Source organism: Sediminibacterium goheungense, assembly GCF_004361915.1.
GTDB classification, from domain to species: domain Bacteria; phylum Bacteroidota; class Bacteroidia; order Chitinophagales; family Chitinophagaceae; genus Sediminibacterium; species Sediminibacterium goheungense.
This window is the reverse complement of sequence record NZ_SNWP01000015.1, coordinates 89545-108686: the sequence shown is the minus strand read 5'-3', so window position 1 is coordinate 108686 and position 19142 is coordinate 89545. Positions and strand designations below refer to the sequence as shown.

The following is a 19142-nucleotide window of genomic DNA, read 5'->3' as shown; positions in this document are numbered from 1 at the left end:
CAATGGTCAATGGTCAATGGTCAATGGTCAATGGTCAATGGTCAATGGTCAATGGTCAATGGTCAATGGTCAATGGTCAATGGTCAATGGTCAATAAACGAAACTCGACCCTGACGATCAATATTGTGCAAACACAATATTTTTTTTCATTCACCATTCACCATTGACCATTCACAACCCCTCCCACTCACTACTGACTACTCACTACTCACTCACCCCGCCGTTTAACAAATTTTTCACTATGCTTTACGATTTCTCTCGTAAATTGCTTACGAATAAAATCGTAAAGCATGGCGAAGCATATCAAACCAACAGAAAGTGAATTGGAAATACTCAGGGTTTTATGGGATAAAGGCACTGCTACCGTTCGGGAAGTACATGAAGTATTGAGCGAGCATAAAGATGCAGGATATACCACTACCCTGAAACTGATGCAGATTATGTTTGAAAAAGGGATCGTGAAACGTGACGATAGTAGTAAAACACATATCTACCGCGCCAATGTGAGCAAGGAAAGTACCCAACAGCAAATGGTAGGTAAAATGATCCATTCTTTATTTGGAGGTTCTTCCAGTCAGCTGGTCATGCAGGCACTGGGTAACCAGACTCCCAATAAAGAGGAACTGGATGAAATTCAAAAGATGTTAGACAACCTGAAAAAACAATCCTGATGCAAGCTTTGTTTCAGTCTGCTTTTCTACAGGCCCTTGGTTACTCGATCGCCAATAGCTTATGGCAGATGGCTTTTTTGTGGCTGCTCTATGTAGTTATTTCGGCAGTATTGAAGCCTGCTGCTTCGCATAAATATATCCTGGCAGTAAGCCTCGAAACGATTGGTTTTATCTGGTTTATTGTTACCCTGCAGTTTTATTACAGTCAGTACAGTCGTTTACTCTACATAGAATCAACCGGTTTGGATAGCGAAGCCATTGCCACACTGGTGCCACAAGGACAAGGTTTTCGTTCCCTGATCATTGAATGGATGATTCGTATCGAACAATTACTCCCTTATTTATCAGTGGCTTACCTCCTGCTTATGCTGATATTATGTGTACGCTGGATAATGGGTTATCGCTACACACAACTGATACGTAAGGAAGGATTGTTGAAAATTCCGGCCGAGTGGCGAATCTTTGTAAAAACAACTGCCCAGCAGTTAGGTATTCAGCGGGAAGTGGGCATTTTTCTTTCTGAAAAAGTAAGGTCACCACTAACCATTGGTTTCCTGAAGCCACTGGTTCTGATACCTGTTGCCAGTATTAATCACCTTACCGTATCGCAGTTGGAAGCTGTATTACTGCATGAAATAGCGCATATCAAACGCTACGACTACCTCGTAAACATACTACTCTCTGTTACTGAAATAGCTTTGTTTTTTAATCCCTTCACACAGCTACTGTCCCGGCAGATTAAAAAAGAAAGAGAGAATAGTTGTGATGATTGGGTATTACAGTTTCAATACAGTGCTACCATTTATGCTGAAGCTTTATTACGCATAGCACAATTACAGACCACTCCAACATTGGCGCTGGCTGCTCAGGGATCCAATGAGAATGAATTACTCAACCGGGTAAAACGAATGATTGGAGCCAAAGAACAGGGTTTTCATTACCGCAAACAGTTACTGGCTTTTTTATTGGTTACCGGTATTTTAAGTTCGATTGCCTGGCTCAATCCTGACCACCAGTCGAAACAAAAAGAAAATACTCCTGGTACTGTTACGAATGATCAACAAAAAGATAGCCTGGTAGATATTCAGCCGGTTACTGTTGAACCCATGGCAGTCAAAGTAACCAACCCGCTGTTCAACCCGGCTTTTTTTCTATCAGGCACCCTCAAAGAAGAAATGCAGGAAAACCTGAAAAAAGCAACTGATGAAATGAATGCTTCCCTGCAAAGTAAAGAAGTACAGGAAGCCATGCGTTCGATACCGGTAGTGTTGAATGATGCCTATAAGACCTTGCGTGCTGATCTTTTCAGGAATACAGCAGATTGGAAAGAAGAACTGGCCGGACTGGAAAAAGCTAAGGTGGAAATGAAATCGGCTATGCGTTCACTTGATACCCTTTCAATTCCGTCAGCTGAGCGCTTGAAGATTAAGGATGATATGGAACTATCCTTAAAAAAGATGGAACTTGATTTTTCAGAAGCACAGGAAGCACTCAGCAAACTGTCAAAAACAACCATCCCTTTCAAAAAAGAACAGGAAATGGTGAGTAAAGAAATTGAAAGGGCCATTCAGGAAGTGCAGAAATTACAATTGGATAAAAATATCAGCCAGGTGGTGCCTCTAGTCGATATACTCAAGGCAATTGAGAAACTGGATATAAAAATCAGTAAAGATGAGAAAGCAGATAAAGTAAAACAGAAAAAGACAGAAAAACTGGCACTGGAAAAACTTAAAAAACAAAAAGCGGAAGAAACTACCATTGAAGAGGAAGAAACTTACCTTCCCTTAATACCTATTAATTTTCAGGAAACGAATGATGTTGAAAAACTATTCAATAAATGGCTGTTGAGTCAGTTATTGGAAACAAAAGACAGCACCCTGCTTGAGCAAGATCTGCTGATGAATGCAGACAGTAGTTTCCGCGGAAGATGGGATAAACTGAAGCAGAAACTTTATCAGGAAAAGAGGAAGATTCGCATTTAGGTTTTTCTCCCATAAATAACCAAGCGCCAGGTTTAAGTCCGGCGCTTGGTTATTTATGGGTAGTGAGTAGTGAGTAGTGAGTAGTGAGTAGTGAGTAGTGAGTAGTGAGTAGTGAGTAAAGGAAAACTTTGCCCTGACGATCATTATTGTGCAGGCACAATAATTTTTTCATTCACCATTCACTATTGACCATTCACGCACTAACCTACCAGAGATTCCTCGGGCACCAGTCTCCGTATTTATTTCCGAGCTGGAAGCCAATTAATATTTCATGTGTTCCTTTACTTACGGTGTTGATTCTTGAGGTTTGCAGATCATAGGAATACCCGATATTGATATTGTGGCTCACATTCAGCCCTACCATTCCTGCGAAACCATCCTGGTATCGATAGGACCCACCCAGCCATAATAGATCCTGGTACATGAATTTGGCATTGATATCAAATCCTAACGGCAAGGGCGACACATAGCGAACAAGTGTAGAAGGTAATAAACTTACATCTCTCGATAATTGAAGACGATAGCCGGCACTGAGAAATAAATGGGGTACCAGTTTTCCTTTTTCTACATAGACTGTATTATTCGAGAAAGCTACATTCTGTGGAACGATCTGTTGAGCAGCCAACCCTACAAAATAATCTTTCGAATACAACCATAACCCTGCGCTGATATCGGGGCGGATCTGATTGATCATTCCACTGCTTGCCACGGCTGGATCAACCGTAGTAGTACCAAAATTCAGTTTGGATGCATCGAGGCTCATATTAGAAAAGCCTGCAGAAATACCTGCTGCCAGACTGGTGTTACTGGATATGCCCAGGTGATAGGAATAGGTGCCGAAAGCGGCAAAACGATTGAGTGGACCTGTTTTATCGTTCAGCATGGTAAACCCTACACCATGGTGTGGTGCAGCCGACTGATAACTACGCCAGTAAGCATCACCTCTTGGGTTCTCTCCTCTTGCACGCATACTGGTGGCGGTTTCCCAACCAAAATCATCTTTCTTTAAAGGCCCATGTATGGTTATGTAAGTGGTAACAGGCGCATCCTGAATACCTACCCATTGCATACGATGAGAGGCTTTCACATCCCAGTAATTCTCAATACCTGCCACAGCTGGATTGATGATATAGTTATTCATGATGTACTGCGTATAATAAGGACGCTGCTGCGACTTTACCAGTACGGGTAAAACCATCAGTACAAAAACAAAACCCAGCCAATATCTCACTTTACAATTCATATGCTTTCATCATACATGTGGCTCGTACCATGCCTAAGCCATTATTTGAAATTACAATATAATAATTAGTCACATTCCCAACGCAAATCTCACCACGGTTTAACATCTTCAACCCGATAAACGGTGCAACAGGCGTCAAAATCGGTCGAACCCTATTAAAAGCCAAAATTCAAAAATCAAAATTCAAAAATCAAATCTGACATCTGACATCTGCGATCTGCCATCACCTGATGATGGTAATTGATCCAGTCATCTGTGGTTTATTGTTTTTAGGGTTAATGATATAGTAGTAAGTGCCGATCGGTAAAAGGTTGCCGCCTGATACTCTTCCATCCCATGGTTTACTATACCCCAACGACCTGTATACAATTTGTCCGTAACGGTTGTATACTTCCACTGTTGCACCCGGATAGCTTTCCAGGTATTTAATGTTCCAGGTATCATTAATGCCATCTCCATTGGGTGAAAAGGCATTGGGTATTTCCGGCGATTTCAGCACTTTCACAAAAATGGTATCACTTACCGTACAACCTCCTTCTGCAATTACATTGAATGTATAACGGATATCATTTAAGGGTTTCGATATCGGCGAATAAGCTGTATCACTACTCAGGTAACTGGAAGGCGACCACAGATAGCTCAACTGATTACCATATACGAAAGAGGGCTTCAGTTTGATTTCTCCACCTTCCAGAACAGCAGTGCTCTTGGTACCCATTACCAATACGGGTAGAGGATATACGGTAAAACTAATGGCGGCGGTATCACTACCACAGCCCGCTGCACTAAATACATGCAGGCTGGTATTGAATATCCCCGAATCACGATAGGCCCTTACCGGGTTTTGTATAGTGGAGCTATTGCCCTTGCCCAGATCCCATACCCAGCGGGTGGGCACTGCTATGGATGCCAAGGCAGACTGATCCGTAAAAGAAACCGGCTCATCATAACAAACCGTTGCACTTGAAATGCTGTAAGCGGCTTTCGGATTTGGGTGAACGGTGATGGTTTTACTTACTTCACTTACACAGGTATTGCCTCCTGAGTAAGAAACCATACGAATGGTAAAGTTTTGTCCGGCAGCATTGTTGACTGTGTATTTATGCGGATAAGCTTTATCGTTTGCCGGAAATTCATCTGTTTGTACCTGCGCAGGCGCATTCACCCGATCCCAATAGATTTCTGATTTGGTGACCGAGCCAAAGTCTACTGTTGACTTATTCAATATAACGATGGGTACTTTATCACAGAGTACATTGTTCATCTGTACTTCAAAGTCGGCTTTCGGTATGGAGCCGTTTACGGTAAAGCTTTGCGAAGTTGTATTGATACAACCGTCCTTGGATGTAACCCGTAATGACACCGTATAATTATCAGACTTATTATATTTTACCTGTGGATTCTTCAAAGTACTGCTACTGATATTGGGGCCCGGTGTAATAGCTGGAGTACCTGCGTTAAAGTTCCAGAGATAACTGAATTGTGCTTCTGAGCCATCTGCAATTTTACTGGTATCGGTAAATTGGGCAGACGCATCATTCAAACAAACTTCCGGTAATATAAAACCGGGTTGTGGCAATGGATTTACGACAAGCGCCGTGGCCGGCGTAAAAATTTCACTCTTACAACCGGTGCTGGTTTCTACCTGAAGGGATACATTTTTGGTACCTGTACTGGCATATTTCGTTATCCTTGCTGCATTGGAAGTGGCAATTGTTTCACCTGTTCCGTCATCCAGGTTCCATGTCCATTTGGCAAGGGTGCCAGATTGTGTGGTGGATGCATCTGTGAAGGTAATATCACTATTAAGGCATCTTATGGCTGAGTAGGTAAATGAAGCGATGGGTTTGGTGGTAATAGCAACCGTCTTAATTACTTCTTCTGTAATACAACCAATGTCGGATACCGCCTTTAACTTAACCGTATAGCTGCCCGACTGAGAATAATTGTAGGTGAAGGTTTCATTAGGCTGATTAAAGTTGAAAGTTTTTCCATCACCTGTATCCCAAAAATACTGAACTCCAGAGCCTGTACTGGGTGACAAAACAACATTTTCACCCACGCATCCGGTCGTTGCAACACTAAAATCTGTGGTAGGTTTGGCAACTACCTTAATCGGAATAGAATATACCTGATCGGTACTACCGCAACCATCGGGTGTTGAAGAAGTGGTATAAAGTTTTACAGTATCACGTAATACAGTAGTATTTGAAGCGCTAAATAAAAAACTGGTTCCCGGACTGAAATAATAAAGTGTTTGTCCGCTTACTACGGGTGTACTATCGGCAGTTGGGCTGGTATTAAAGTTAATTGTTGTATTGGGACTGATATTCGGAGCTGCAGAAAAATCCCAACGAACAGTGGTAGGCTGAAATGAAAGTGGCACAGAAAATTTAACTGGTGTATTTACACAGGTAACCGCTGAATCAATTCTTCCGTATGGATTGGCAAACGTAGCCTGCCTGCTGAAGTCTTTGACGTTAGTGCCAGCATTGTAACCGTAACTTTCTGCCGATCCGAAACCATAGGCAATGGCATTAAAGCCTGTATCAGAGTAAAGATTATGAGCCCCCCTGCTTACACTGAGTGTTGCATAATAATAAGATGTATCTGCGGGGTGTGGTAAAAAATTAGATGAAATAGAATTTCCATCCAATTTAAAACTACTAACACCCCCCTTTTTTACAACGATGTTGATGAAACTCTGCAGAATTGCATTCCGGTCAGCAGAATAAAGGGTAATATCATTAATGGTTTGCTCAACCGGACTCAGATAAATCATCTCAGGATCACCACCAGGCATTGCACCTGAATTACCTTCTACTCCCTGGGTTGTACAGTATTGCGATACCAGTATAGGCAGGTCTGATTCAATCAGGTTTGGTGCTGCCGCGCTTGTTCCGGTCGTACTACTGTTTTTAAACTGATAATAAAAGTTGTTGATTAATTGGGTTTTAGGGATAACGGTTCCATTTAGCTTTACAACGGTATTTGGATCAGCCACACAAATACGATAAAAGTTATTGGGTTGTGACCCGGTAGGTACAGTCAAATATTTTTTCCCCCATGCCACAAATGGAAAAGCCTGTGCAAAAAGATTATCTGCACTTCCGGAGTTACCACCACCAATACTGATTTTTCCAGTACCGGAAAAAACAGCTATTTTTTTACATCCACCCGCTGCATTCACACTCACCGATCTTATTTTTGATCCGGTTAAATCAGTGCCTGTATTACCTGAAGTTGTACCCATTACGCTATAAATCTGTCCTTTATTAAGTGTCACAGTAAAAGGTGTGTTCACTGGTTTGTTATTCCGATTTTGGGCACTTGGGGTGATCTCGACAACGGTATTATCTTCTGTTGCTACCACAAAAAAGAATGAATTAGAAAAGGCCTGATTAGAAAATTGGTTATAACTAATCGCATAGTATTCTTTGCCTAATGTATTTGTGGGAAACAATAAGGAAGCCCCCGATATACTTGCATTATAAATATGAGCATAGGCTACTATATCCTGTGTACTGGTGATATGTATACCCCTGTTGAAATATCCCGTATCGGCAATTCTGGCATCCTGAGCACCCGTTTTCGGAATCGGATTGGAAACAGTAACCTGACCTTTAGTTACAGTATACTGCTGTGTATAGTTAAGTGCTGGTATTTCTACCGTTACTGAGGCGTCTTTGTCGGAAGTGAAATAAAGGATCATTTCCTGACTACCACCCGCCGCCAAAGGCGATCCGTTATTTGATGCCATACTAACATGGTAACCATATCCCAACCAGAAGTCTTTCCCCTTATTAGAGAAATCTTGTGCAAAACAGGCCATTCGAATAAAAAAAAAGGCTACAAAAAAAAAGAACCTGACTGACATTACATTTTCAATTTGTTAAAGAAAGATAATTTATAAATAATAAACTATCTTTTAAATAAAATGAGAAATATCATTTTAGTAATGAAAAATATTGAAATAATAGTGGAATAACATTTTTCAAAGGAATTTAATAGTATATAAATTATTATTTTATCTCAAGCTGAACAACCAATAAGTATTTAGCATTATCGTTTTAAAATTTTTCTTACAGAAATTCTTCCACTTTGATCATGCACAAGAGCAAAATAAGTTCCTGAAGACATTACTACTCCAATTTGAATTCTTACTTGTTTACTATTAACATTTCTCTTTTCATATATCTTTCTTTTAAACATATCATATATCTCAATATGTTTCATTAAAGTAGGACTCAAGAATGTTATTTCATTATTCGCATTTATAGGATTTGGAAAAATTTTAATATCTTCTTTTTCCGAGAGTTGAGTATCATCGACTAGTTTAGTTTTACTCAAAGTAGCTGGAAATTTCTTGTTAAAAACATTATTTACTCGTCCGTCGATGTTTGTAGGTATTTCTTCACAAACTAAAGTGTGAGGGAAAGATGATATAAGTTGGTCTGACAAATTGATTTCATCAAGTATTTTTGTTTGCACATGTTCAACAAGAATCTGGTCATCAGAAATAATTAAACTTTTATCAAATGTTCTATTAAAAGAAAAACTTTCATTACAACTATGACTATTGAGAGAATTCGCATAATAAAAGTAATTAAGTCCAGTCCACGGATAGTACATATACCTTCTTTCAAATACAGCACCAGGATTAATAGTCGAGTTATAATAGCCATTATTATGAGTTAAAGAATGATATAAATCTTCAAACCCATGATAAACTCCTGTATTAGGATCATAATAAAAGTCCCTTACTTTTGTTGATAATTGATACGCTTTCCCAGTTATATAATTATTAGGATCTGATGTGCTATAATCTATTTTTACAACTCCATAATACGGGCTAATATTTTGATCACTTTTTATCAAGTAGCCGCCGAAAAGAACAGATGAATTTACATACAAAGCATCTCTACCATTAGCATGATCGTCGCCTTTAAAAGCAAGAAAATTAGGGTTGTTATATGTAACAAGTGTTGTAGGGTTAACGCCAGTAGCAGGAGTAATTACAAAAACATCATTACTCTGTCCTGGTAAATAATCAGTCCCTGTTGACGAATATGATAATTGACCATAAAATTGTATAATCCCATCAATGGTTGCTTGAGAAAAAAACAAAAAAGGTATATTATTAATCGAATAATTTTTTGCAGATGACACGACTTGCGTATTAAAATTATAATCAAAAGTTAGCCCTACTCCACCCCATACGTCATTCGATATAATAGATGCTCCATTCGCATCTAAGTGTATAATTTTGCCCCCTTTATGGTAATATCCCCATCGATTGGGGTTGTAAAATTTCACCTCGGTAAATGTATTATCCGCACCATATTTATAAAGTAAACATAAATTGGAAAAACCACTAGATCCATTTGGAGAGTTTGGGTATTTATATTCTCCAAGAATGCCAATTAAAGGCGTGCTTGAGGATTGTGAAAATATACTAATCTGTAAATCTGTGGGGACAAAATAAGAATACAACTGTTGATTGTTTATTTTTACATACTCTTTTTTTAGTATTGAACCGTTTACTTTATTTAAAGTAACCAGAAGTACATCGGAAAAATTTATAGAAATTAAAACATAAAGCTTATCAAAAAACACCTCCATATCAACTACACTACTATAATAAACTTGATTTTGATCGAATGAAAACAGCACATTATACAAAGTTGTGTTGGTGCTAACATCAATTTTTAGAACGCCTATCTCAACCTCTGGGCTATACTCTGTAGGTGTTTCTGTTTGATATGCGACAAATCGCGTATCAGAATTCATATCACCATAATAATTGCTATTATCATTTATTATATTAACTGGTTTGACATGTTTATAGTTTGACCAACCTATCCGAACTTTATAAAAATCCTGAGCAACAGTTTCCAATGTTTGGAAAGAAAAAAAAGAAATGAGGCTAATTACAAAAATCAACTTTATGTTTTTCATAACTATTTTTCTTTTAAATTAAGAATTTTAGTTAAAATTCCGATATAAAGAGTCTCCCATTACAAAAAAGAATATCTAGGATTGATAAATTCGGCTGAAATCCGATTCTATCTTCAAAAACTTGCTGGTATCTGAATCTAATAGGCTCTTCCTGAAAATTGCGGGGTAGCCATCGATTTCTGTAATCTGTTGTTCCACTAGGATAATTTTGTATGAATCCGCTTGTTTCACTAAAATGAGTCACGGGTTTTAATAATTTCTGTAACCATTCCATGATCTCCCTGTTCAGGTCGAGCAGGAAAACGTGTCGACGCTGATAAAAGCCCTCCAGCCAATCACGGTAATATTCATAAAAAGGGGAACGGTTATAACAGGATTCAATAGTGCGCCAATGCTGCTGCTGCCAGGGCAGGGAATAACTGATTCTGACATCTTTGAGTAGCTGTTTCTGGTCCCTTCCTTTTTCCAACGGAACCGACAAATTCACCAATCCATTGCTACCCGCCAGTACCATTCTGTTCCGAAAACTCATCTTTTGGAAGGTTTCACATACTTCAAATTCTATATTCGAAAATTTAAACAAAGTATTTATGTAGTCAATGCTTCCAAAATATTGATATTCAATTATTAATTTGTTCATTTATTATTAAAATATAGAATGTCGAAAGAAAGAATGAATCATTGTTTTTTAGCATGTTTTTATCATATATTTTATAGTATATAATCAATATAAATAATTGATTAATATTTATTTACATAATTTTTATCAAACTAAATTTATTAGTTTTTATTGAATTAGCTTTTATTGGCTAAAATACTAACTAAATTAGTTGTATCTTTATATTATACACCTTCATTAAATAGTTAGTTCTTAATCCACTCCCCGCCCCTTTCTGAGTCTAAAGATAAAACCCGCTTCCCGCTCCCATTTTCACATTCTCCCCACAAATACAAAGATGATCTGAATTCTGGTTGAACGGATTCGCCCTCGTTCGCATATCCCTTATATTGCAGCAAATTGAATCCGTGAGAACTTTCAGCCTCTTAATCCTTGCCCTTATACTGATATTTACAGCCTGTCAGAAACCCCAGGCTTTTGACTATCGTTCTGTAAAAAATGTAAAGCTTGAAAAACTGGGTTTTGAAAAATCAACCCTTTGTATGGATCTGGTCTATTATAATCCGAATAATTTCGGGGTCGATTTGCGGAAAGTAGATTGTGATATCTATATTGATAACCATTATCTGGGTAAATACAAACTCGATACCCTTATGCACATTAACCGAAAGGCCGAGTTTGTACTCCCCTCACGTATCCAGGTAGATATGCAAAGCATCTTCAAAAATGTATTAACAGTACTCTTTAATAAGGAAGTACTCGTGAATGTTAAAGGAACCACCCGGGTGGGTAAGGCCGGTTTCTTTAAAACCATATCCTTTAATTACGAAGCAAGACATAAGATTGATATGGGGCTTTGAGTCCGCCCCTCCTTCGTCGGGATGACGAAATCAGAAGTCCGGAAGCAGATTTTCTTAAAACCTCCGTGAAAATCAGTGCATTACTCCATTGAACGCTGAGGTTAAAATATTACTATCACAGCGTTTAAAGGAGGGGAACAGGGAGTTGTACGGGGGGTATAACGATATATTCAGCTTTCGAACTTTCCGACTTCCGGACTCACGGACTATCTCAATAAAACGGCTTTACATGACAGGGCTTTCTGGGTTGTGGGCCGCCGCCGTCTTCTGAGCGTTTACAGGAGGGAGGTAATTTTTTATAGGCATCTTCCGTGGCTTTACTATTGTCTGCATCAAAACCTGCATTGTTTAATGCGGTACGGATACCATCGGCACTGGCACGGTCGGGCAGGAACTGCACTTTAATTTCACCCTGAAGGAGGTTGATTTTCCATTGCATTACACCCCCATCGGTGGCCCCCTTCTCGAGTAAAAGGTATTTATCTACTACTTCCTTACACTCCCAACATTTCAGGTTAGCAGATTTAATGGTTACCCATTCTGCCTTAGGCTGCTGTGCATAAGCAATTGAGGTAATTGCAATCAGTAAAACACTAAATAAAACCTGTTTTTTCATAGTTACAATTTTTACAGTCCGAAAGACCGGGAGTCGGAAAGTCCAAAAGTGAGATCGATCCCTTGTATGAAAGAGATAAAACAGTTCCCATTTGCTGCTCACTAATGCGTTAACATAAAGAAAATTTCCTCACTCACCCTCCCTATTCACCATTGACCATTCACTATTTCCCCCATCCCGCCGGATCCTGTCTCCATTGCAGCAATAACTGTTCCGTTTCTGCAGAAATCTGTCCTTTTTCAACGGCCATACTGATCAGGCTGCTGTAATTGGTGAGTGATTTATAAGTAACACCGGCTTTGGCAAAAGCTTCATCGGCATGCGGGAAACCATAAGTAAAAATAGATACCATGCCTACCACTTCCACACCCGCAGCTTTTAGCACCTCTACTACCTGTAGACTGCTTTTGCCAGTAGAAATCAGGTCCTCAATCACCAGTACTTTCTGTCCGGCCTCATAAAAACCTTCAATCTGATTGCCCATACCATGTTCCTTGGGTTTGGGGCGAACATACACATAAGGGAGTTTCAGCTGATCAGCGGCCATGGCACCCCAGGCTATACCCGCAGTAGCTACACCGGCCAGCATTTCAGCTTCCGGAAAACTTTCAAATATCACATTGCACAATTCACTTTTAATAAAATCGCGAACATAAGGGAAGGATAATACCTTACGGTTATCACAATAGATCGGACTCTTCCATCCACTGGCCCAGGTAAAGGGTTGTTCGGGACTTAACTTTACGGCAGCTACCTGAAGTAGCTTTTCTGCAACAGCTTTTTCGTTGGTCATGCTGCAAAGAAAGCCAATTCGTTAATTTGTCCCGCCTTAGGCGGAATGAAAATTTGGAAATTTGGAAATTAGGGTCAGATTTGGGTATGGAAATGAAAAAAATACTGGCTGCTGGTGGTTTGGTGTATAATGAATCAGGTGAACTCTTGATGATATTCCGCCGGGGAAAATGGGATTTGCCAAAGGGCAAACTTGACGAGGGAGAGCATATTGAAGATTGTGCTGTAAGGGAAGTGATGGAAGAAACCGGTTTAACAACCGTTGTAAGGGAAGAACTGATTGGTATTACCCATCACCAGTATTTTGATCAATGGTTAAAAGAAGAAGTGATCAAAGAAACCTACTGGTACCGTATGCAGGCTCCCGGCATACAATCCTTAGTACCACAAACCGAAGAAGATATCGAAATCATCCGTTGGGTTAACAGGCAGGAACTTGAAGAATGCCTGAAGAATAGTTATGATACGATTGTTGAGATAGTGAAGAAAGCATAATGGTCAATGGTCAATGGTCAATGGTCAATGGTCAATGGTCAATGGTCAATGGTCAATGGTCAATGGTCAATGGTCAATGGTCAATGGTCAATAAACGAAACTCGAACCTGACGATCAATATTGTGTAAACACAATATTTTTTTTCATTCACCATTGACCATTCACCATTCACCATTCCTCTATTTCTCGCAAGGCTCTTTCCTGCGTGTATCTACGAGGTAGAGTATTTTCCAACCGTCTTTTGTTCTCAGTAATTGGAATGAGTTGACGCCGCAGTGGCTGAAATTTCCGTTGAAATAAAATTTATAGGGTGTCCATACAGAAGCCAGCGGGCCATCGATCTGTACAGAGGTAAATTCTATTCTTTCATCTGCTGCATTTTTGGGTAGGCGACCAATGCTTTTACCAAAATCGGTAGCGAGGTCTGTCTTTGCCTGCATATTGCCATCCTTGTCTCTTACCAATGTTTGTAAAGTATGTTTTTCAGCAAAACAATTTACAATGGTCGCCGAGTCGGCGTTGCGCATAGCAGTAAATAACTGGTTGATGGCCGCTTTAACAGAGTCGGTAGCTGTTTGGGCATGGGTCATATAACCTGCAGTAAGTAAACAAATAAACAGGAAAGCTTTTTTCATATAAATGAATTTAATTTAAAAATAGCATGAAATCAGGGCTATAAAAAGCCACTTATAAAAAAATCCCGCCGGAGCGGGATTGTTATTATCGGAGATAACCGAGTATTTTCAACATGCTTTGTGCCGTTTGTTCTTTGGCGTATACCCAATCTTCTAGCTTCCCATTCTTATCATATTCCACAATTATGTGTTTAGGAGAAGGTATGAGACAGTGTTTGATACCTCCATATCCACTGATCTGATCCTGATAGGCGCCGGTATGGAAAAAGCCTACATAGAGCGGCTCTTTATTACCTTCCACATCTTTGGGATCTGTGTTCTGCAATTTGGGCAGGAACACTTCATTGATATGTTCTTCCGAATCATAATAATCATGACTGTCGCAGGTAATACCACCCAATACCACCCGATGGTATTCATTGTCCCACTTATTCACCGGCAGCATCAGAAACTTCTCTCCAATACCCCAGGTATCAGGTAATGTAGTGATGAAAGAAGAATCGATCATGTACCAGCACTCACGATCGTTCTGGATTTTTTGTCCGAGTACACTGTAAATATGTGCCATGCTCTCTCCCACTGTATAACTGCCGAATTCGGTGTAAATATTCGGCATCGGCACTTTCGCTTTCTTACAGGCTTTTTTGATATTGCTTACAATTTCATTGATCATGAACTGGTAATCATATTCAAAACCCAGTGAGTGTTTAATGGGAAAGCCACCACCGATATTAATAGAATCCAGTTCCGGACAAATTTTCTTTAACTGGCAATAGAGGTTAATAATTTTGTTCAACTCAGACCAGTAATAGATATCATCCTTAATACCTTTATTCAGAAAGATATGAAGCATTTTGAGTTGAAATTTGTCTTCATAACCTTCTATCTCATCTACATAAAATTCAAGGATATCTTTTGCACGGATACCCAGACGTGATGTATAAAAAGGAAAATTGGGCTCTTCTTCTGCTGCTACACGGATACCCAAACGGAAGGGTTGCTTCACACTTCTCTTATACGCCTGCAATTCTTCTTTGTTATCCAGAATAGGAATCACATTTTTAAACCCTGAATTGATAAGCTTGGCAATTCTGGAAGTATATGATTTCTGTTTATATCCGTTACAGATGATATAAGTTTCTTTATTAATTTTTCTACGCTGGTGCAGCCTGTTGATAATTTCAATATCATAAGCATAAGAAGTCTCCAGATGGATATTATGCTTTAGTGCTTCTTCTACCACAAAAGAGAAATGGGAACTCTTTGTACAATAGCAATAGAAATATTCACCTTCATACTTATGCTTTTTGAAAGCATCGGCAAACATCTTTTTGGCTTTATTGATCTGCATACCAATCTTAGGTAGATAGGTGAGCTTCAATGGAGTGCCATACTTTTCGATGATTTTTTTCAGGTCCAGTTCATTGAACTGAAGGTAGCCGTCATCATTTACATCAAATCCTTCCTGTGGAAAGTGGAAGGTCTGGTTCACCAGTGAGGTGTAGGTATTGTTCATTAGCCGGGTTAGTGGTTGTTTATTGTGAACAGAAAATTACCTTAGTTAAGCTGCAAAAATAACTCTTTGTACAGTATTGCAAATAAAAAAACCGGGAAGTAAGGTTACTTCCCGGTTATATTTTTCGATCAGGGATCTATTGTACTGATTATTTAACTGAATTTACAAGTGCTTTGAAGCTTGCAGGCTCATTCATGGCCAGATCTGCCAGCACTTTGCGGTTCAGATCAATACCTTTTACAGCAAGCTTATTGATAAACTGACTGTAGGTTAATCCTTCTTCTCTTACTGCTGCGTTGATACGGGCGATCCAAAGCTGACGGTATTCACGCTTTTTCAACTTACGGCCAACATAGCTGTAAGTCATACCTTTTTCAACAATATTTTTGGCTACGGTATATACATTTTTACGTTTACCGTAGAATCCTTTTGCCTGCTTCAGGATACGTTTCCTGCGGGCTCTTGATGCTACTGCATTTACTGAACGTGGCATAGTATCTTTTTTTTGTCTCGCCTAAGGCGAGAGTGTGTTTTTAAATGGTTTGAACTCCCTTCCGGGGAAAAATGGGCGGTTATTAACCTTTCAGACGCAATAAGCGCAGAACGAAATCCTTGTTAGGGGCACCTACAAGACCTTTCTTGTTGAGGGCTCTTTTACGTTTTTTTGATTTCTTGGTTAAGATGTGCCTTTTAAAAGCTTTCTGGAAGGTGATCTCTCCACTGCCGGTCACCTTAAAACGCTTCTTAGCGCTGGAGTTTGTTTTTACCTTTGGCATATAAATAATCTGCTTAAAGATTACACCCTGCTGGCGGCCCCGAACAGACGGGACACTTGTTGAGCCTTACGGGAAAAATTTGGAGTGCAAAAGTAGGGAAAAAATTTGAAAACCAGGCAATTTGAAAATTTGAAAATGAAAAGCCTGCCTTCGGCAGCTAAATATCTAAGACGCTTGTTATCAGGCACTTAGCTTTTGTATGGCAAAAAAATGGTCGTTGCTTTGCAACGACCATTCAACATTTTCAAATTCCCGAATTTTCAAATTATTCCTCCGTTTTCTGTGCTGCTTTCTTCTTCCCTGTTTTAGGGGTAAAAATGGCGAACATACGCTTGCCTTCTAATTTGGGCATGCTTTCCAGAGAACCGGCTTCTGCGAGTCTTTCAGCAAATTTGAGGAGTAAAAGCTGACCACGATCCTGGAACATGATGGCACGTCCCTTGAACTGTACATAGGCTTTTACTTTATTTCCATCTTTCAGGAATTTTTCAGCGTGTTTGGCTTTGAAATCGAAATCATGGTCATCGGTTCCAGGCGTAAAGCGGATCTCTTTGATCTCACTCTGCTTGGAATTGGCCTTCATTTCTTTTTCCTTCTTCTTCTTTTCGTAAAGGAACTTTTTATAATCGATCACTTTACAAACCGGAGGGTCAGCCGTTGGAGAAATTTCCACGAGATCCAGTTCCTGCTCCTGGGCAATCTTTAATGCTTCCTGAGTAGGATAAACACCTACGGTAACATTGTCGCCTACCAAACGCACTTGTGGTACCCGGATTCTTTCGTTGATACGATGTTCAGGCTCCGGTTGCCTGTTAAACCTGGGATTGAATCTGCCGCCCCCTCTTGGTGGTAATGCCATTAAAACTTGTTTAGTGAATAATTGTTTTGTTGTTAAAGATATAGCTATTTCTGCATTCAGTTTATTCTGCCGCTTTTCTGTGCAGAATTTCATCCTGAATCATGGTTACAAAAGTATCCAGTGACTGTGTTCCCAGGTCACCTTTACCCTGCCTGCGAACAGATAACTGTTTTTCTGCCGCTTCTTTCTCTCCCACTACCAGCATATAAGGAACCCTGCTCAGTTCTGTATCGCGTATTTTCTTTCCGATCTTCTCACTTCTGTCATCAATTTCTACACGAACACCCACAGATTTCAGGGTATCTTTCACCTGATTGGCATAATCCATAAACTTATCACTGATCGGCAGAATCTTTACCTGCAATGGAGCCAGCCATACCGGGAACTTACCCGCATAATGCTCAAGCAGGAATCCGATAAAGCGTTCATGTGTTCCCAATGGCGCACGGTGAATAATTAAAGGAACTTCCGGCTGATTGTTCTGGTTCACATAATTCAGTTTGAATTTGTTGCCTGAATTAAAGTCAACCTGATTGGTAGCCAATGTAAACTCACGACCTATTGCACTCCATATCTGTACATCAATTTTAGGTCCGTAAAAAGCAGCTTCATCGGGTACTTCTACAAATGGAATATCCGATTCGATTAATACATTACGAACCATGGTCTCGGTTTCTTTCCAGAGCTCTGGCTCATTTACATATTTAGCCCCCAGTTTAGTGGGTTCATGTAAGCTTAAACGCATTACATATTTATCGATACCAAATATTTTAAAGTATTTGATATACATTTCATTCACTGCACGGAACTCAGCCGCAAACTGTTCTTTGCTGCAATAAATATGCGCATCGTTCATATGCAGGCAACGTACCCGCATGAGCCCAAATAATTCACCACTCTGTTCATAACGGTAACAGGTACCGTACTCCGCGATTCGGAATGGTAAATCCTTATAGCTTTTGGGTTCCGCATCAAATATTTTATGGTGATGCGGACAGTTCATGGCTTTCAGGTAATATTTGGTACCGTCCAGTTCCATAGGCGGAAACATGCTATCGGCATAATATGGCAGGTGACCGCTGGTAAGGTACATGCTTTCTTTAGCGATATGCGGTGTTACCACACGCTTATATCCCGCAGCTTCTTCTGTTTGTTTGGCAAGCTTCTCCAGTTCTTCAATAATAACGGTTCCGTTGGGTAACCATAAAGGCAAACCGGCTCCCACATCATCATCCATGGTAAAGATGCCCAGTTCCTTACCCAGCTTACGGTGATCTCTTTTCTTCGCTTCTTCCAGCATCTGGATATACTCATCCAGTTCTTTCTGGTTAGGGAAGGTTACGCCATATAAACGGGTAAGCATTTTATTTTTTTCATCTCCTTTCCAATATGCACCTGCTATACTGGTAAGTTTAATGGCCTTAATAAAACCGGTATGTGGAATATGCGGGCCACGACATAAATCCGTAAACTGTCCCTGGCTATAAAAAGTAATCGAACCATCTTCCAGTCCCTGCAGCAGATCAAGTTTATACTGATCCGACTTATCGGTAAAGTAGCTAACAGCTTCTGATTTAGATATTTCTTTTCGCTGATAAGGATTGTTCTGTTTAGCCAGTTCATTCATCTTTTTTTCGATGGCTGCCAGATCCTCTTCAGAAATATGGTTGCCGCCCAGATCTATATCATAATAAAATCCTTTGTCCAAAGCCGGTCCAACCCAGAATTTCACACCCGGATACATCGCTTCCACTGCCTCGGCCATCAGGTGAGCCGAAGAGTGCCAGAAAGTGTTTTTACCTTCGGCATCATCCCATGTATGTAATTTCAGTGCACTGTCAGTCGTAATAGGGCGCGTGGCATCCCACACTTGTCCGTTCACACTGGCGGCCAGCACTTTTCTGGCCAGTCCTTCACTGATTGACTTCGCAATATCGAGGGCAGTCACCCCCGCTTCATACTGCCTTACTGCCCCATCGGGAAAACTGATGTTGATCATTTGTTTCATTAATTCTAAGGGAGGCAAAAGTAAGAAAAAGCCACGGCTTTTAAGCTATAAGGTTCAGGCTGCAAGCTACAAGCCAAAAGAAATATTCCTTGCAGCTTGCAGCTTGGGGCTT

17 protein-coding genes are annotated in these 19142 nt (G+C 40.0%); 5 read left to right on the top strand and 12 right to left on the bottom strand.

Going from position 1 to position 19142, the window contains the following annotated elements; genetic code table 11:
- Window positions 1–290: 290 nt before the first annotated feature.
- Together BC659_RS16050 and BC659_RS16045 are read left to right on the top strand one after the other, a co-directional pair.
- Window positions 291–671 (top strand): BlaI/MecI/CopY family transcriptional regulator, encoded by a 381-nt coding sequence (locus tag BC659_RS16050; protein ID WP_133475837.1) that lies wholly within the window; start codon window positions 291–293, stop codon window positions 669–671.
- On the top strand, window positions 671–2653 hold the full coding sequence (locus BC659_RS16045; RefSeq protein WP_133475836.1) for a M56 family metallopeptidase: 1983 nt from the start codon (window positions 671–673) through the stop codon (window positions 2651–2653). The genes BC659_RS16050 and BC659_RS16045 overlap by 1 nt, the downstream gene beginning before the upstream one ends.
- Window positions 2654–2858: 205 nt before the next feature.
- Here BC659_RS16045 and BC659_RS16040 read toward each other — a convergent pair whose 3' ends face one another.
- The 4 genes from BC659_RS16040 to BC659_RS16025 all read right to left on the bottom strand — a co-directional run bounded on the left by BC659_RS16040 (window position 2859) and on the right by BC659_RS16025 (window position 10494).
- Window positions 2859–3884 (bottom strand): PorP/SprF family type IX secretion system membrane protein, encoded by a 1026-nt coding sequence (locus BC659_RS16040; RefSeq protein ID WP_246027167.1) that lies wholly within the window; start codon window positions 3882–3884, stop codon window positions 2859–2861.
- Between the two features lie 235 nt (window positions 3885–4119).
- Window positions 4120–7656: a gliding motility-associated C-terminal domain-containing protein gene (locus BC659_RS16035; RefSeq protein ID WP_162847458.1), complete on the bottom strand. Its 3537-nt coding sequence runs from the start codon at window positions 7654–7656 to the stop codon at window positions 4120–4122.
- A 302-nt stretch (window positions 7657–7958) separates the two neighbouring features.
- The gene (locus tag BC659_RS16030; RefSeq protein WP_133475833.1) at window positions 7959–9854 is read right to left on the bottom strand and encodes a T9SS type A sorting domain-containing protein; all 1896 of its coding nucleotides are present in this window, start codon (window positions 9852–9854) and stop codon (window positions 7959–7961) included.
- A 31-nt stretch (window positions 9855–9885) separates the two neighbouring features.
- Window positions 9886–10494: a WbqC family protein gene (locus BC659_RS16025; protein ID WP_133475832.1), complete on the bottom strand. Its 609-nt coding sequence runs from the start codon at window positions 10492–10494 to the stop codon at window positions 9886–9888.
- 386 nt (window positions 10495–10880) lie between these two features.
- On the opposite strand from BC659_RS16025, the gene BC659_RS16020 reads away from it, so the two are divergent.
- Window positions 10881–11333 carry an LEA/WHy family protein gene (locus BC659_RS16020; RefSeq protein ID WP_133475831.1) on the top strand — a complete coding sequence of 151 codons (453 nt, stop codon included), beginning with the start codon at window positions 10881–10883 and terminating at the stop codon, window positions 11331–11333.
- A gap of 211 nt (window positions 11334–11544) precedes the next feature.
- Here the strand turns inward: BC659_RS16020 and BC659_RS16015 are convergent, their stop codons facing one another.
- Window positions 11545–11949, bottom strand: coding sequence for a hypothetical protein (locus tag BC659_RS16015; protein WP_133475830.1), 405 nt, complete (start codon window positions 11947–11949; stop codon window positions 11545–11547).
- Between the two features lie 163 nt (window positions 11950–12112).
- A complete protein-coding gene (gene pyrE / locus BC659_RS16010) occupies window positions 12113–12742 on the bottom strand; it encodes an orotate phosphoribosyltransferase (protein WP_133475829.1) in 630 nt (209 codons plus the stop codon).
- An 86-nt stretch (window positions 12743–12828) separates the two neighbouring features.
- Here pyrE and BC659_RS16005 point away from each other — a divergent pair, with 86 nt between their 5' ends.
- Window positions 12829–13236 (top strand): NUDIX hydrolase, encoded by a 408-nt coding sequence (locus tag BC659_RS16005; protein ID WP_133475828.1) that lies wholly within the window; start codon window positions 12829–12831, stop codon window positions 13234–13236.
- Window positions 13236–13364, top strand: coding sequence for a hypothetical protein (locus BC659_RS17100; RefSeq protein WP_281277274.1), 129 nt, complete (start codon window positions 13236–13238; stop codon window positions 13362–13364). Before BC659_RS16005 ends, BC659_RS17100 begins: the two co-directional genes overlap by 1 nt.
- A gap of 51 nt (window positions 13365–13415) precedes the next feature.
- On the opposite strand, the gene BC659_RS16000 is transcribed toward BC659_RS17100, so the two are convergent.
- The 6 genes from BC659_RS16000 to thrS all read right to left on the bottom strand — a co-directional run bounded on the left by BC659_RS16000 (window position 13416) and on the right by thrS (window position 19021).
- Window positions 13416–13871, bottom strand: a complete 456-nt coding sequence (locus BC659_RS16000) for a hypothetical protein (protein ID WP_133475827.1) — start codon at window positions 13869–13871, stop codon at window positions 13416–13418.
- Between the two features lie 85 nt (window positions 13872–13956).
- Window positions 13957–15387, bottom strand: coding sequence for a type III PLP-dependent enzyme domain-containing protein (locus tag BC659_RS15995; protein ID WP_133475826.1), 1431 nt, complete (start codon window positions 15385–15387; stop codon window positions 13957–13959).
- Between the two features lie 148 nt (window positions 15388–15535).
- A complete protein-coding gene (gene rplT, locus BC659_RS15990) occupies window positions 15536–15880 on the bottom strand; it encodes a 50S ribosomal protein L20 (RefSeq protein WP_133475825.1) in 345 nt (114 codons plus the stop codon).
- Between the two features lie 82 nt (window positions 15881–15962).
- Complete coding sequence (gene rpmI, locus BC659_RS15985) at window positions 15963–16163, bottom strand: 50S ribosomal protein L35 (protein ID WP_133475824.1); 201 nt, start codon at window positions 16161–16163, stop codon at window positions 15963–15965.
- Window positions 16164–16428: 265 nt separating this feature from the next.
- Window positions 16429–17022 carry a translation initiation factor IF-3 gene (gene infC, locus BC659_RS15980; protein ID WP_133475823.1) on the bottom strand — a complete coding sequence of 198 codons (594 nt, stop codon included), beginning with the start codon at window positions 17020–17022 and terminating at the stop codon, window positions 16429–16431.
- Between the two features lie 61 nt (window positions 17023–17083).
- On the bottom strand, window positions 17084–19021 hold the full coding sequence (gene thrS / locus BC659_RS15975; protein WP_133475822.1) for a threonine--tRNA ligase: 1938 nt from the start codon (window positions 19019–19021) through the stop codon (window positions 17084–17086).
- Window positions 19022–19142: the final 121 nt, after the last annotated feature.

What these genes read in the sequence shown, in the direction of transcription:
- BC659_RS15995 (WP_133475826.1), bottom strand. Translation starts at nt 15,387, where the DNA reads ATGAACAATACCTACACCTCACTGGTGAACCAGACCTTCCACTTTCCA.
- pyrE (WP_133475829.1), bottom strand. Translation starts at nt 12,742, where the DNA reads ATGACCAACGAAAAAGCTGTTGCAGAAAAGCTACTTCAGGTAGCTGCC.
- BC659_RS16050 (WP_133475837.1), top strand. Translation starts at nt 291, where the DNA reads ATGGCGAAGCATATCAAACCAACAGAAAGTGAATTGGAAATACTCAGG.
- BC659_RS16015 (WP_133475830.1), bottom strand. Translation starts at nt 11,949, where the DNA reads ATGAAAAAACAGGTTTTATTTAGTGTTTTACTGATTGCAATTACCTCA.
- BC659_RS16005 (WP_133475828.1), top strand. Translation starts at nt 12,829, where the DNA reads ATGGAAATGAAAAAAATACTGGCTGCTGGTGGTTTGGTGTATAATGAA.
- BC659_RS16045 (WP_133475836.1), top strand. Translation starts at nt 671, where the DNA reads ATGCAAGCTTTGTTTCAGTCTGCTTTTCTACAGGCCCTTGGTTACTCG.
- BC659_RS17100 (WP_281277274.1), top strand. Translation starts at nt 13,236, where the DNA reads ATGGTCAATGGTCAATGGTCAATGGTCAATGGTCAATGGTCAATGGTC.
- BC659_RS16035 (WP_162847458.1), bottom strand. Translation starts at nt 7,656, where the DNA reads ATGGCATCAAATAACGGATCGCCTTTGGCGGCGGGTGGTAGTCAGGAA.
- BC659_RS16025 (WP_133475832.1), bottom strand. Translation starts at nt 10,494, where the DNA reads ATGAACAAATTAATAATTGAATATCAATATTTTGGAAGCATTGACTAC.
- thrS (WP_133475822.1), bottom strand. Translation starts at nt 19,021, where the DNA reads ATGATCAACATCAGTTTTCCCGATGGGGCAGTAAGGCAGTATGAAGCG.
- infC (WP_133475823.1), bottom strand. Translation starts at nt 17,022, where the DNA reads ATGGCATTACCACCAAGAGGGGGCGGCAGATTCAATCCCAGGTTTAAC.
- BC659_RS16030 (WP_133475833.1), bottom strand. Translation starts at nt 9,854, where the DNA reads ATGAAAAACATAAAGTTGATTTTTGTAATTAGCCTCATTTCTTTTTTT.
- BC659_RS16000 (WP_133475827.1), bottom strand. Translation starts at nt 13,871, where the DNA reads ATGAAAAAAGCTTTCCTGTTTATTTGTTTACTTACTGCAGGTTATATG.
- rplT (WP_133475825.1), bottom strand. Translation starts at nt 15,880, where the DNA reads ATGCCACGTTCAGTAAATGCAGTAGCATCAAGAGCCCGCAGGAAACGT.
- rpmI (WP_133475824.1), bottom strand. Translation starts at nt 16,163, where the DNA reads ATGCCAAAGGTAAAAACAAACTCCAGCGCTAAGAAGCGTTTTAAGGTG.